This is a genomic window from Pseudoalteromonas sp. BSi20652 (genome assembly GCF_000239855.1).
In the GTDB taxonomy this organism is placed as follows: domain Bacteria; phylum Pseudomonadota; class Gammaproteobacteria; order Enterobacterales; family Alteromonadaceae; genus Pseudoalteromonas.
Window position 1 is genome coordinate 17,306 of sequence record NZ_BADT01000128.1, and the last position, 14,677, is coordinate 31,982.

Genomic DNA, 14,677 nt, shown 5'->3' on the forward strand with positions numbered 1-14,677 from the left:
CTTACTTAGCCTTGCTGTTACTTTTACTGTTGTTTTTATTTTTTACTTGGCTTGTTTTTGGCGTAATTGCTACATGCCTTCTAAGAATTTTCCCTATGGCACGTTTAACATCGGCTCGCTCACGGTATTGCCATAAGCGTTCGCGTGCTTCTTTTGAGGCCGCTGTTAAATCAAGCATGGGTTCAGGGTAATCCTCCCCTAACTTAAAGTCGTTAAAGAGTGCTTCCATCGGAGTTTGCTCCCAAGGCTGATGTAAATATTCAATAGGGAGTTTTTCAAGCTCGGGGCACCACTTTTTAATAAACGAGCCTGTTGGGTCTTGATCTTCTGATTGCTTAATTGGGTTGTAGTGCCTAATGGTATTAATACCTGTTACCGAGGCTTGCATTTGAATTTGCGGGTAGTGAATTCCGGGCTCAAAATCTAAAAAGTAATTAGCGAGCGGAAAGCTTGCTTGCTGCCAGCTTATATTTAAATGATGCGTTACAAAGCTTACAAGCATGGCGCGCATTCTAAAATTTATATAACCGGTGGCTTTTAAGCAGCGCATACAAGCGTCAATAATGGGAATACCTGTTTGACCTTGTGCCCAGCGTTCAATATCGTTTTTCACACGTTCATCATCGCGATACGGAAATACATGATAACCCGGATTAAGGGCTAAAAACTCCATAGAGCATTCGCTTTCAAACTTTTGCATAAAGTGGCAGTGCCAATGCAAGCGCGATACAAACGCAGCAAGCGGGCGCTTCCAGCCTCTTTTATCAGGGTGTGTTGAATGGTATTCATCAATAGCCATTTGATAAACTTGCCTAAGGCTAATGTTCCCCCACGCTAAATACGGCGAAAGTCGAGAGCAATGTGTTTGGCTTAAACTTGGGCTCGATATTCCTTTTTGATAACCTTTACCGCGCTCGGCAAAAAAGCTCTGCATTACAGTTCGCGCATGCAGCGGGCCACCTTGTTGAAAGCTGTCGTGATCTTGCGTGTAAGCGCTTGGTAGCTCAGGTGTTTGGTAGTTATTGAGGGTAATTGTTTTTATACTCTTCCAATTAGGAACTGCAATAGGTGCTTGCATTGTTTGCTGCCAGCGTTCGTTCCAATTATTACGATTTTTTTGCCGCGAATAACCGCGCCTGTTTGCGACTCTTGCCAATTAATGTGGTTATGCTGGCACCAGGCTTTAATGGCTTTATCGCGCTCAAAGGTATTGTTTAAGCCTATTTCTTGATGGCTAAAAATATTAACTATTTCAAACTGCGGTTTTAACGACTCAAGTAAGTCGCTCATATTTAAATTAAATATATAAACACAGGCGTTAAAACGCGCTAGCTGATTATTTAACTCAACGATTGATTGATACACAAAGCGCCAGTGCCGCTCATTGTAGTGTGCATCTTCGAGCAGTAATGGCTCAAAGTTATAAAGTAACAGGGTAGGTAAGCCATTACTGAATGCATTTTTTAATGGTTGATGATCGCTAAGACGTAAATCACGTTTAAACCACACGATGTTTATTTTCATATAATTGGTTTATTGCTTTAAATAGAAATAAAAATTAACTTGTTATTTAATTGAGTTAGCCAAACCTATACGTAACTACCTTGAATTAAGATTTAGTTTTAATGTATTAAAAGGAAATGTATGTTTTTAGATCTCACCGAAAATACCAACCAAAATGTTTACTCTTACTTAGTAGGCGGTATCAGCCCACGGCCTATCGCATGGATAAGTACATTAAATAGTGAAGGTATTGCGAATATTGCGCCTTATTCATTTTTTACTGTGGCTAGCTGCAAGCCACCTGTTTTAAGTGTTACGCAAGTAAACCCTAGTGATAAAACGAATAAAGATACGCTCAGTAATCTAATGGCAACTAAAGAATGTGTGGTTAATATTGTCAGCCAAGAGCTAGTTGAAAAAATGAATCAAAGTTGTGCAAATTATCCTAGTGGTATAAGCGAATTTGATGCAGCTAACATCGCGCAAGCTCCAAGTAAGTTAGTTAATGCGCCAAGCGTTGCCGATTCAAAAGTACGGTTTGAATGTAAGTTACGCGAAGTTATTAGTATTTCAAATGAGCCTGGCGGCGGAAAAATGATGTTGCTGGATGTAGTGGGTATTTGTATAGACGATGAAGTGATGAGTGGTGGCTATATTGACCCTGAATTATTAAATGCAGTGGGCAAAATGGGCGGCGATTACTTTAGTACAACCAAAGATAAGTTTTTGCTTAAAAGGCCGCAGTTGTGAAATAATAACCTATTTACGAACATAATAATAAAAGGATTTACGAATGTTTAAGTTCATTTTCACTTTGTTAATTGCTTTGCAAAGTTTTGGATCTTTTGCCACACAAGATAAAAAATTACCTATAGAAGTTTTTGCGGGCTTAAAAGATTTTAGCCAAGTTAAGCTATCTCCCAATGGTAAAAACCTCGCTTTTGTAAGAAACCATCAAGGGACTTTAATCTTAATGGTTAAAAATTTGGAGACGGGAGTTACTACACCAATTATAAACTCAAATAACCATACAGTGTTTTTTGATTGGTATAACTGGGCAAATGATGACGTATTATTGCTTGGTGCTCGTTATATAAATTATCAATTTGGCGGGGTTAAATATACATCAACGCTTATGTATGCGTATAACTTTAAAAATGATAAAGGTCTTAAATTAGCTTTTAAAGCCAACACAGTAAGAGATGAAATCCAGCCACAATATTCAGACCGAATTGTTAGTTTTTTACCTGAAAAAGAAAATAAAATTTTAGTCGAGGGGGATTTTAAAATAGCAAATACCCCAGCAGTTTATGAGTTAGATTTAACTACATTACGTAAGACTCAAATACAAAGGCCACGCAGTAATGTAGTTACTTGGTTTGCCGACAGACAAGGTAAAGTTCGTATTGCAAAAAAAATGGACGATACGCAATTTACTTACGATTATTTTGATGAGAATAAACAGTCGTGGGAAACTTTATTTGATTATGAGGTTTTTAGTAAGCAAAGTATTTCTATATTAGGGTTTGATAAAGACTCTAATTTTTTATACATCACTGCGTTACATGAAGGGCGCGATGCATTATTTAAACTCAATTTAACGACTAAAGCTCGCGAGCTAATTTACAGTAATAGTAAATATGATTTTGATGGGTCTATTTTTTATTCACAACAAACTGGCGAAGTTGCAGGCTTTACTGATTCCCATTTAGATGATGGTATTAAATATTGGGATAAAGACTTAGATAAATTACATCGTTCTTTGCGTGTATCGCTCCCTAAAGATGAATATAAATTAGACATTGTAAGTACGAGTAAAGATCAGCAAAAATATATACTTTATATTAGCTCAGACAAAACGTCTGGCAGTTATCTATTTGGGGATAGAGTAATAAAGCAGGTGAGTGCAATTGCTGATGTTTATCCGCAAATAGATGCCTCGGTATACAGAGGCAAAAAGCGCATTAGCTATAAGGCAAGAGATGGCTTGAAAATAGAAGGCTATCTAACTCTACCAGTAGAATATAAAGAAGGTGATAAATTACCAACAATTATATTTCCACATGGCGGCCCTATGGCAAGGGATTATGCTAATTTTGATTACTGGACCGCTTTATTAGCCTATAACGGATATGCTGTTTTACAGCCTAATTTCCGAGGTTCAAGTGGCTATGGGTACGACTTTTTAATGCAGTCAATTCAAGGTTTTGGTTTAGCTATGCAAGATGACTTGCAAGACGGTGCAAACTGGTTAATTGACCAAGGAATAGCACATGCTGATAACATTTGTATAGGTGGTGCTAGCTATGGTGGCTATGCAGCGTTAATGGCTGTAATTAAGCACCCAGAAACGTTTAAATGTGCGGCAAGTTTTGCTGGAGTAAGTGATTTACAGTATTTAGTGAGTAAAGCACGACACTTTACAAACAAAAATATTGTTAGAAAGCAGTTTGGAACTGATGATGATTTACTAGAAGCTAATTCTCCAGTGAATTTTGCTAAAAAAATAACAAGACCAATATTGCTTGTACATGGAACTGATGACAGTGTCGTACCTGTTTACCATAGTAGAGAAATGCAGGATGAACTTGATGATGAAGCAAAAGATGTTACTTATATTGAGCTTGAAGATGGCGATCATTACTTATCTTATCAAGAGCACAGAGTTAAAACTCTTCAGGCATTTTTAGACTTTTTCGATAAACATTTGAAAAATAATAAATAGCCAGACTCCAGTTAAATAGCAAAAAGACAACTTAGGTTGTCTTTTTTTGATCACAATCTTCCTTAGTTTGTGCACATTGTTTGCACTTTTGCTTGTTAACTTTGTTTTATTAAACGTTAAAGTAAAGGTTCAAGCATTGAAAACACTTCTTAAAATAAAAGCCGCTAATGTAACTAAGTTATTTGCGTTAAGTGCGCTTTGTATTGCTTTAAGCGCATGCAATAGCGATTCAACAAGTACAACAGACGGCGAGACAGTCAGTAATAGTGCTCCAAGGGTTGATGCCGGTATTGACCAAACTGTTAATGCGGGTGATACCGTTTATTTAATCTCAACGGTTGAAGATGACGGTGAGGTATCGGTTAGCTGGTCACAAACATCAGGCACTACCGTTAGTTTATCTTCAAGTACTGCAACGTCTACAGAGTTTGTTGCACCTGAGGTATTAACCGATGAAGCACTTGTATTTGAAATCAGTGCAGATGACGGCACAAACGATGTCGTTGTAGATACCGTTATAGTTAATGTTATTGCTTCATTAGACTCAGGCTCAGATACTGGTGCAGTTGATAATAGTGCAAAACTTACCAGCTGGTTAATTAACAACGATACAACTTCTACCTACATACAAAATAATGGTGCAGTGGTTGAAGACGTGCAATCGGTTGAGGTTGTTAGCGTTGCACAAGACGATGCTAACGTTGAATACATGTACGTGCAAACTACTGACATTCCTAAATATGATGTAACGCTTACACAAGACCAAGTAGACGCGTTAAATAACCGCCCGCGTGCAGCTACCGATTTTTATAACGGTGTAACTTCTGCAGCTGTAGGACAAACCATTTCCTTTGGTGAAGATATTGGCTATAACAGCAGCACTGAAAACTGTAATGACACAGGCGGTGCAGGCTATTGGCCTCCAGGACCAGGCTGCCCAACAGAGCAAGCGGTTGAAGCGTATTTTCCGATAACACCTACCGATTTATCTGACACTGAAACTTGCGAAACAGGCTTAGGTACAGTTGGCTTAATGGTTAATGGCACCAGTATATTTAACTGGGGCGATGGTATGAGCTACGGTAATAATATTTGGTATACATTAGCGCCCATTGCTGAGCAATACGATGTTGATGTGTGTGGCGGACATGCTGCTAACGGTGAATATCATCACCACTTTTATACGAGTTGTTTAGCTGATTTACTTGAAGATGATGGCGATGCGCATTCACCTATTTATGGGTTTGCAGCTGATGGCTATCCGCTTTATGGTCCTTATGAAAGTAACGGACAACTAGCATTAAGTGGCTGGGAAATGCGAGATTACGGTGCACCCACAAGTGAAGGTGGTTGTGGTACTGAGGGCGAGCGAAGCTGTACCTTAGTTGATCAATACGATGTTAGCCAAGGTACACAAACAAGTGATGCTGGCCCTGCTATTGGCGCACAAGTGACGACGCTCTCTGGTAATACATTAAATGCCGACGATGGGTATTACTTTGAAGATTATTACTACGCACAAAAAACAGTAACCGGTGCTCAATTAGATGAGCATAACGGCCACGATACTAATGATGGCAAGGGTTATCACTACCATATAACACTAACGTTAGACAGTGATGGTAAATTACAGCCTTCTTTTCCTTATCAAATAGGGCCTCGTTTTAAAGGTCAATTAGCCGATAATTCAATTGGTCGCTGTGATACGGGCGAAACAATGGGTCCACCACCGGGAATGTAAGGAGTAACTATGCGTTATTTTAAATACGCATTGATCCTAACTACTGCTGTGCTATTGAGTTTTAAGCTCTTTGCTCAGCAGGAGATGATGGATCATAGCCATATGCCTATAGCAGTGCCAAATGATACGCCAACCCCGGCATTAAGCCTTAAGTTATTAAAAGATAGTATGTCGGGTTATAACTTAATTTTAGATACGCAGCGCTATGATTTATCTGTACCCCCTGAGGGCGCAATGAACATGCAGCAAATGATGAGCGTTACTACAAACGATGACACGGGCTTTTTACAAGGTCATGCCCATTTATATATAAATGGGGTTAAAATACAGCGAATTTACGGACATGCATTGCATTTACCTGCTAACTTATTTAAAAGTGGTATAAATACCGTATCGGTTACTTTAAATAATCATGGTCATATGTATTGGACCGCCCAAGGCAAAAAAATAGTTGCTACGCTGTATGTTAACGATCAAACCAAAGAGTTTATAACATACCGATTTGAAAGCTTTCCTAGCAAGGTTGAAAACACGCATTAATGAAAATTCATAATAAACTTTTTTAATACTATTTAGTTTTACTTTTAGTGTTATTGCAGGGCTGGTGGTACTTATACAATGGAGTATAGGCCAAGGCGTAATTGATTTTGTTAATGCAAAAGAGGTAAAAGCGCTTGAACCACTTGTTGTGCAACTTGCAAAGCAATACGAAAAAAACCCCTCATGGGAACGTGTTGTCGGCGATGGCGAAAATTTTAGAAAGCTTGTTGAATCGCAGCTAGAAAATAGCCAGTTTTTACCTAGACCACCAAAAGGTCCAGGTCCCAGAGGAGGGACGATGCGACGACCGCCACCCGATCATATTCGTTTAGGGGGAGAGCGTCGCCCACCATCTGAAAATATTGCTCACTACGCTTTGCTTGACGAAAATAAACTGCGAGTAGTGGGTAAGTATCTTAGTGACTTAAATTATATAACAACCCCAATTACAGTTAGCGATAAAATAGTGGGTTACTTAGCTGTTTCCAAAAGAGATAGCTTGGTTGATGGTTATGAGCTTGATTTTTTACAGCAGCAAACTAACTACTTATGGGTTATTGCTTTAGCTGCGGTAGTGCTTACATTGCTAGTTACCTTTTTATTGTCTCGCCACTTAGTTAGTCCAGTAAAACAAATTGCTAATGGTATGCATCGCTTAACGCAAGGTAATTACGAGACCAAACTTACGCTTGAGCGAAAAGACGAGCTAGGACAGTTGAGCGAAGATTTTAATATCCTTGCATTTACACTCGCTAAAGACGAGCAAGTGCGCAAACGCTGGCTTGCCAATATTTCTCACGAGCTTAGAACGCCAATGAGCATTTTACTCGGTGAACTTGAAGCTATGTTACTTGGCATACGTGAGCCTAATGCAAAAAATATTAATTCGGCTAACGACGAGGCATTGCATTTAAAACGCTTGATTGATGATTTGCATATGCTCAATAGCGCAGAGTTAGGAGGCATGCATTACACTATGCAACCTACTGATATGGCTTTATTATTTAATACGATTGAGCAAAAATATCAGGTTATACTTGAGCAGCACAATATAAAAATTTACCTATTAAATAGCGCTAAACACATAACGGTTCAAGCAGATAAAACACGGCTTTTACAGTTGCTCGATAATATTTTAATGAACGCGGTGCATTATGCACAATGCTCTACAATTTCATTAACGGCTAACAATATATGCATTAAAGGGCAAACGTATTTAGAACTCATAATTGAAGATAATGGCGTAGGTGTAGAACAGTCGCATTTATCGCATTTATTTGAGTATTTATACCGAGTAGATAGTTCGCGTAATCGTCAAGAGGGCGGTTCGGGCTTGGGCTTATCTATTTGCCAGCATATAGTTAAAGGCCATAATGGTGAAATAGCTGCTGAAAAAGCCACTTTAGGCGGTCTTGCTATTATTATTAGGTTACCAACTATTTAGCTTTAGTTGATTCATATAAAAAGTACGTAACTTGAACTTTGTTTGATATGGTATTTTTATCCTAAGTTTGGATTACTAATAACAGAGAACGCTATGAGCGAACAAATACTGATTGTTGAAGATGAAGTAAAGCTGGCTAACTTAATGAGTGACTTTTTAAGTAGTCATCATTTTATTACTCATCAAATACATCACGGCAATGAAGTATTACCTTGGCTTGAAATTAATAGGCCGAGCGTAATTTTGCTCGACATAATGCTACCTGGTCAAAGTGGTATTGAACTGTGTAAAGCAATCAGGCGCTTTTCAAACGTGCCTATTATTATGGTATCGGCAAAAGTAGAAGAAATAGATAGGCTGCTTGGACTTGAGTTAGGTGCAGATGATTATATTTGTAAGCCGTTTAGTTATGCTGAGCTGGTGGCGCGAGTTAAAGCTATATTAAGGCGATTAAGTAGCGCAAGTGATGTTACAGAGTCAACAATGAAGCTTGACGAGAGCACCTACAGCGTAAAATATAAATCAAACAGCATAGAACTAACGAACTTTGAATTTCAGCTATTTAAACCTTTGTTTAACAACCCAAATCGTATTTATTCGCGCGATAGCTTAATGGACACTATGTACGCCGATCAGCGTATTGTGAGCCATCGCACTATTGATAGCCATATTAAAAAGTTGCGTAAAAAACTAGATGAAGTGACACAAACTGAAAGTGTTATCCAGTCTGTTTATGGGGTTGGTTACCGGTTTGTGCACCCACAGTAAAGAGGAGTGAGCGATGACGATGAGCTACTACTCATCATCGTCAGCATTTTTAATTCGCTCTAAACGGTCAAACTCTTCGTATTCTGCTGCTTGAATTTCATCAAGAATAGAATCTACATCAGCAAGTTCGTCGCTGTCTTCAAATTCACCAGTAAGCGTTGAATTAGGCGTTAAATTGGCCTCTTCAAACAGTGCCCACATTTCTTTAGCGTATTGAGTTTTTAGTATACTTGGTGCAAATTCACCATAATAGCGGCGTATGTTATTTACATCGCGCGCAAACATAGCTTGTGCACTGTTATTTGCTGAAGCGTTAACTGCTTGTGGTAAATCTATAATTACCGGGCCGTTATTATCTACAAGTACATTAAATTCAGATAAATCACCGTGTATTATACCTGCGCAAAGCATAAGCTTAATGTAATGCATCATGAGCTTATGCTGCTCAATTGCTTGCTCTTCACTAAAAACGACATGCCCAAGTTGAGGAGCTACGTTACCGTCCTCGTCCGACACGAGTTCCATAAGCAGCACGCCATCAATACAAAAGTAAGTATCAGGAACACGTACACCCACGCCGGCTAAACGAGATAACGCATCAACTTCGGCATTTTGCCAAATTTCTTCTTCTAATTGACGGCCATAGCTAGAGCGTTTACCCATAGCACGCGCTTGGCGTCCACCACGTACTTTTCGGCCTTCTTGGTATTGTGCCGCTTTTTTAAAGCTACGTTTAACCGCATCTTTATACACTTTCGCACAGCGAATATGCTCACCACAACGCACAATAAATACGTCGGCTTCTTTACCGCTCATTAGTCGGCTTATTACTTCGTCGATAAGGCCATCATCAACAAGGGGTTGCAGGCGTTTAGGTATTTTCACAGATTGCCTGCTAAGTAGGGTTGGTTATTAATCATTATTTATGAAAGTGCTCTGTATTTGTTTGTTTAATTGGCTCAAGCAGTATATCAGCTTTGAGAATTAAGGGCAGTAACACTACTGCCAGAGAGTAATTAATCGTATTATTTTATTAGCTTATATATTGATTGCAAAGCAATCAACCAGAACTTTTTTGAATCATCAGTTTTTATCAAAAATAATTTATTACTTCCTCATTATTTGCACATTGTTTGCGTTTTTAAAGCGTAAGCTTAGTTTAATTCTTAAATACGAGGTTATTACTATGAAGCATTTTTCAACTCTTGCCACTGTGGCAATATTATCTATTGCTTTTTCAGCTAATGTAGATGCTCGACGCGGTAACAATCCTCCTGAAAAACCTGACTTTTCAATGATTGATACCGATGGTGATGGCGAAATTAGTGAACAAGAGCTTAGCGATCATAAACCACCTCGTCGTGAACGTTGAAAGGATACTAAAATGATTAATAATATTGGCAGCAGCTCTGCGAGTTTTATGCCGCAACAAAGTAGTCAAGCTGCAAAATTAACAACAGAGCAAAGCGATTTTGTTAAAGAAACGCTTGCACAGTTTGATGCAGAAAACTTAACTAGCGATGATGCGCAAAGTATTCAAGCGGCATTTAAAGAACAAGGTATTGAACCAACAAAAGAGCTTGCTGATTTAATGGGCGAACTTGAGTTTGATGCTAAAAGTATTGGTGATGCAGGAAGAGCAGAAGGTCAAAGACCGCCGCCACCGCCACAAAACTCATTAGACTCAGTCGATACAGGCGAAGTAGTAAGCTACTTAGATGAGCTATTAACAGAGTATTCAAACCAGTTGTCTGATGAAGATAAAGAATCAATCCTTGCATCAGTGCAAGAGAAGTTTGGTTTAAGTGAAGGCGATTCACTGCTAAATGTAACTGCTTAGGTGTTATAACTTAGAGTAAAGCTGACTGTTACTCGAAAGTTTTAAGTCCAAAGCCCAACGGTTAATTCTGTTGGGCTTTTTTATTGGCTTAATTTAAGCGTGTTTCTATTTTGCTTGTCCCATCTTCTTCGGTAAATTTAAATACAAAATCTTTTTTACCGTCTTGGTTTATATCTACTAGAAGAATATCTTTATTGTTTTTCGGCAGCGTTAGTTTTAATTTTCACGTTTATCATTTAGCAATGAGTCTTGCTCTCCGTAATAAATATACAGTGTTTTTTACTGTATTTGTATACCGCGTCAATATAGCTGTCGCCATTAATATCACCTAAATAGAGGGCCGGTTCTGAGTCATCGCCATTCATCCCCACTTCCATTTCTAAATCAAGTTCGATGCTCGATTTATTGGCAAAGGAACCGTCGGGTTGCTGCTTATAAAGATTCATTTCTACATCTACATCAGTACTGCCCCCGCCCATAGCCATTGAGGCAATAGTGGTTAAGCCAATATCTAAATCCATTTTTTGTAAATCAATTAAGCCATCATTATTAAAATCTGTTTTGAGCAACAACTCACTAGGGCCCTGTGTTTCAAGTAAGGGAATGGGCGTATTACTAAAACCTTTAGCACTCCCTAGGTACAAAGTATGTGCTATTTTTATATCTAACGAGTCCATACCTTGCGTAGGCTTAAACTGTCTGGTTGTAAAATCTAGAAATCCGTCGTTATTAATATCAATAATTTGCTTTATTTTGCGAGTCTCGCCATTACCTAGCTCGCCTAACTCGATGTTAAAATCAATAGAGGTAAGCTTTTGCTCAAAGCCCTCTGAATTAGCAAGCAGTACATCCGCTCCAAAGTCATTTGAAAAAACGAGGTCATTTAACCCATCGTGGTTAAAATCGATAACGACGGGCTTATTGTTAATATTAACCTCTAGCGAAAGTCCTTTTCTTGAAAAGCTGCCTTCATACTTAGGCGTTTGATTAAATTGGTTAGGCTTAAAGCTGCCATCTTTATTTTGAATGTATAAAGTACTGCTTGCTAACTCAGGGATGAAAATATCGCTTAGACCGTCATTGTTGGCATCGAAAACAAAGTCTACTTTTTCAAATTTATCTATTTTTAATTGATTAAGAACCGACTCATAATTAAACAACAGTGTTGGTTTACCTGCTTGGGCTTTGTATACGCCATCACTTGTTAGTACGAGTGCTTGTTTATCGGTGATGTTAGCAAGTGTTGCCACATCAAACCCGATGGCGTTTTTTGGTAATGCAAGTTCACTACTTAGTGATGTAAGTAAATTGATGGCTTCTAATTGTTTTGATTCTTTATTATATGCAAATAAAATCTCTGAATCGGTTGATACTAATTCATCCGTTGTTTTTATTGCCATTGTTTGAGCTATAACGCTCATGGGGGTAAGTAAAGTGATGAGTGAATAGCAAAGTGGTTTTATCATGTAAATTCCTTTTTTATATTTAGTTGTATTATTACATTTATATTATTCACTTATATAAGCAGCGTCAGCGCATAACTTTACGTATTATCCAGCGCTGGCGGTTTGCTAATTAGCGTAAATTTAAACGTAATATACATATGTAAGTTGGATTATATTTAGCCTACGCTAATTACTATGTACAGGGTGTAAGTAATTGTAAAATTATGTTTTAACTAGGGCCTGTTGACCTTTAAGGATTGAAATTAGTTCAATCCAAGGAAGATTTAATTGCGGCGCGTGGTTTGTAACCTAGTGGGCTCTATAACTGCTCCTGCGTTATTCTAATGGCTTACATCCATGTAAGAATTAGGTAAAAACCGAGTAACAAAGAGTCTATCTCCCTAGGCTGCGCATGTTTGGAATTTACTTTACGTGATCGCCTATTTATGAGGAATAACCACACTACATAGGCTTTTCCTTGCTTAAATATCAAACAGCCTGCTGCAAATTTAACCTCGAAAGATAAACAGGCCTTAATAAGGAAGATAGCGCATAACTAATATTGTAGCTAAGCGCTTTTAGCGGGTTTTGGTTATCAACGGCACAGCTTATTTTGCTTATTTAAATAAGCATCGACAAAGTCTACTTCCATCGGTTTTGAAAAGTAATAACCTTGCAGGTGAGATACGCCAATATTAGTAAGCGTGTTTGCTTGCTCAATAGTTTCAACGCCTTCGGCAACAACAGTAAAATCTAAAGATGAGGCCATTTGTACAATTGCATGAATAATACTTAACCCTCTTTTATCCATATTTTGAATAAAGCTTCTGTCTATTTTTACTATATCTACACCAATATCAAGCATGCTTGAAAGTGATGAGTAGCCTGTACCAAAATCATCAATTGAAATACAAAAGCCTTGTTTTTGTAGTGCTTTAACGGCTGTCAAAAATGTGAGTTTATCCTCGGCAAATACTGATTCGGTAATTTCCATATGCAAATTTTTAGGTTCTACTTCGTGATAATTTACTATTTTTAATACCTTAGTTACAAAATTTGGATCTTGTAATTGAATTACCGATACGTTCACGCTTACTGCAATTTTTTCCTGTAAATGGTTGAATTTATTTGTTTGTATACATGCTTGCTCTATCACCCAGAGGCCCATTTGGGTTATTAAACCGTATTGCTCGGCAATAGTTATAAACTCATCAGGGAAAATATTTTCACCGTCTAGTTGCCAGCGTAATAATGATTCGAAAGAGGTTACTTTTGATGTTTTGCTATCAACAATTGGTTAAAATACTAGCCTTAAACTGTTTTCTTCTATGGCACTGGCTAAGCGTTGACTCAAAAGGTATTCTCTTTCTTGTTTTAATTTGAGTGAATCGTTATAAATATTGATATTACCTTTAGCCATGCGTTTTTGGTGATACATTGCAGTATCAGCAGAGCGAATTAAGGTATTTAAATCACTCCCGTGCTCAGGGTAAATGGCAATTCCAATAGTTGCTGATACCCATTTTTGATATTTATATGTTTCATGCTCGGCACTAATGCTTTGAAGCACTTTATTAGCAAACTCGATAAGCTCAGTTTGCCTTTGATACGTTGCTAAAATTAAAAACTCATCTCCGCCCCAGCGGCATTTATAGAGTTGTTGGTTGCATACATTACTAATTCTCAGTGCTATTTCTTTTAATACTTTATCGCCTACTTTATGACCCAACGAATCGTTGATTTGTTTAAAACCATCTAAATCTACAAATAATAAAGCAAAGGGTTCTTTAGGGTTGTCTGTTAGTTGTTTGTTTGTATTTTTTAAAAATGCGGTGCGGTTTAATAGATTTGTGAGTGGATCGGTATTCGATAAGCGGTAAATTTCTTCAGTGCGTTGCTCGACCTTGTTTTCCATTTCGTTAAGCAGCTCTCTGTTTTGGTTTTTGAACTTGATTGCATTGTGTGTAAATGTGGCTGATTTGTACGATGAAGCCACCATAATAGCAGTAAATGTTAGGCCTAAAATACCGAGGACAGAGTTATAGTTATCGTTAGAAAGGGTTAATAAAAAAGAGTAGGGGGCCAATAAAATAATGCTATAGAGTACAGCGGTTACTCGGCTTCCTGAAAGCAGATTAGCAGAGCCTCCAGCAAAAGCAGATAAAACAGCAATCGTTGTTGTAGTTTCTATTGCTGATGAGGTTCTATGAAATCAAAGTGCATACCCACACCACGACAGTGCAGTTAAAATACACCCAGTTGAAAATCTTTTTGAGTATTTGTCGGCATTAAATAACGGGTTATCTTTTTTAGTTTTATAAAACCACACTACATCAATAGCGCGAGCTGCTAATAAGATAATCATAATACTTAGCCAAATATTTTTTTCGTAGGATATTTGCTGGTTACTTAAATCAAAAGCAAACACTAATATAAAACTCACTACAGTCGAAATAGTAATACCAGATATGGCATTAGAGTATAAAATTTTAACGGATTCTCTGCGTTCTTCACTATTTAGATTTTTATATGGCACTAAGTAAAACCTTATACAAAAGTCATTTCAACTTGCGATGGAGAAACATTTAAGAAATACAGCAAATATTTCAGATGAACACAAGCGTACTAAATATCTATTAGTTAGGCTCTAATCCTGAATATAGGAATAAAT

Annotated in this window: 12 protein-coding genes and 2 pseudogenes; 8 read left to right on the forward strand and 6 right to left on the reverse strand. The window is 37.8% G+C overall.

The window, feature by feature from the left end; all coding sequences use genetic code 11:
* Position 1: 1 nt before the first annotated feature.
* Positions 2–1,524: pseudogene (locus P20652_RS18355) on the reverse strand (deoxyribodipyrimidine photo-lyase/cryptochrome family protein).
* A 120-nt stretch (positions 1,525–1,644) separates the two neighbouring features.
* On the opposite strand from P20652_RS18355, the gene P20652_RS07555 reads away from it, so the two are divergent.
* The 6 genes and pseudogenes from P20652_RS07555 to P20652_RS07530 all read left to right on the forward strand — a co-directional run bounded on the left by P20652_RS07555 (position 1,645) and on the right by P20652_RS07530 (position 8,721).
* Positions 1,645–2,253 (forward strand): flavin reductase family protein, encoded by a 609-nt coding sequence (locus tag P20652_RS07555; RefSeq protein WP_008169543.1) that lies wholly within the window; start codon positions 1,645–1,647, stop codon positions 2,251–2,253.
* A gap of 43 nt (positions 2,254–2,296) precedes the next feature.
* Entirely contained in the window at positions 2,297–4,228 is a 1,932-nt protein-coding gene (locus P20652_RS07550) for a S9 family peptidase (RefSeq protein ID WP_008169545.1), read from the forward strand.
* A gap of 76 nt (positions 4,229–4,304) precedes the next feature.
* Positions 4,305–5,969, forward strand: coding sequence for a YHYH protein (locus tag P20652_RS07545; RefSeq protein ID WP_008169547.1), 1,665 nt, complete (start codon positions 4,305–4,307; stop codon positions 5,967–5,969).
* 9 nt (positions 5,970–5,978) lie between these two features.
* Complete coding sequence (locus tag P20652_RS07540) at positions 5,979–6,509, forward strand: hypothetical protein (protein WP_008169549.1); 531 nt, start codon at positions 5,979–5,981, stop codon at positions 6,507–6,509.
* Positions 6,509–7,953, forward strand: a pseudogene (locus P20652_RS07535) (ATP-binding protein). The gene P20652_RS07540 and the pseudogene P20652_RS07535 overlap by 1 nt, the downstream one beginning before the upstream one ends.
* 93 nt (positions 7,954–8,046) lie before the next feature.
* A complete protein-coding gene (locus P20652_RS07530; protein WP_008169553.1) occupies positions 8,047–8,721 on the forward strand; it encodes a response regulator in 675 nt (224 codons plus the stop codon).
* Between the two features lie 27 nt (positions 8,722–8,748).
* Here the strand turns inward: P20652_RS07530 and P20652_RS07525 are convergent, their stop codons facing one another.
* Positions 8,749–9,606: a PA4780 family RIO1-like protein kinase gene (locus tag P20652_RS07525; protein WP_007376869.1), complete on the reverse strand. Its 858-nt coding sequence runs from the start codon at positions 9,604–9,606 to the stop codon at positions 8,749–8,751.
* A 301-nt stretch (positions 9,607–9,907) separates the two neighbouring features.
* Between P20652_RS07525 and P20652_RS07520 the strand changes: the two genes are divergently transcribed.
* Together P20652_RS07520 and P20652_RS07515 are read left to right on the forward strand one after the other, a co-directional pair.
* Positions 9,908–10,093, forward strand: coding sequence for an EF-hand domain-containing protein (locus tag P20652_RS07520; protein ID WP_008169556.1), 186 nt, complete (start codon positions 9,908–9,910; stop codon positions 10,091–10,093).
* Between the two features lie 12 nt (positions 10,094–10,105).
* Positions 10,106–10,561 (forward strand): hypothetical protein, encoded by a 456-nt coding sequence (locus P20652_RS07515; protein ID WP_008169557.1) that lies wholly within the window; start codon positions 10,106–10,108, stop codon positions 10,559–10,561.
* A 236-nt stretch (positions 10,562–10,797) separates the two neighbouring features.
* Here the strand turns inward: P20652_RS07515 and P20652_RS07510 are convergent, their stop codons facing one another.
* The 4 genes from P20652_RS07510 to P20652_RS21000 form a co-directional block, all read right to left on the reverse strand.
* Entirely contained in the window at positions 10,798–12,027 is a 1,230-nt protein-coding gene (locus P20652_RS07510) for a VCBS repeat-containing protein (protein WP_008169558.1), read from the reverse strand.
* 574 nt (positions 12,028–12,601) lie between these two features.
* Positions 12,602–13,300 (reverse strand): EAL domain-containing protein, encoded by a 699-nt coding sequence (locus tag P20652_RS20990; RefSeq protein WP_237707126.1) that lies wholly within the window; start codon positions 13,298–13,300, stop codon positions 12,602–12,604.
* Between the two features lie 3 nt (positions 13,301–13,303).
* Positions 13,304–14,092, reverse strand: coding sequence for a GGDEF domain-containing protein (locus tag P20652_RS20995; protein WP_008169560.1), 789 nt, complete (start codon positions 14,090–14,092; stop codon positions 13,304–13,306).
* A gap of 126 nt (positions 14,093–14,218) precedes the next feature.
* Positions 14,219–14,542 carry a hypothetical protein gene (locus tag P20652_RS21000; protein WP_008169561.1) on the reverse strand — a complete coding sequence of 108 codons (324 nt, stop codon included), beginning with the start codon at positions 14,540–14,542 and terminating at the stop codon, positions 14,219–14,221.
* Positions 14,543–14,677: the final 135 nt, after the last annotated feature.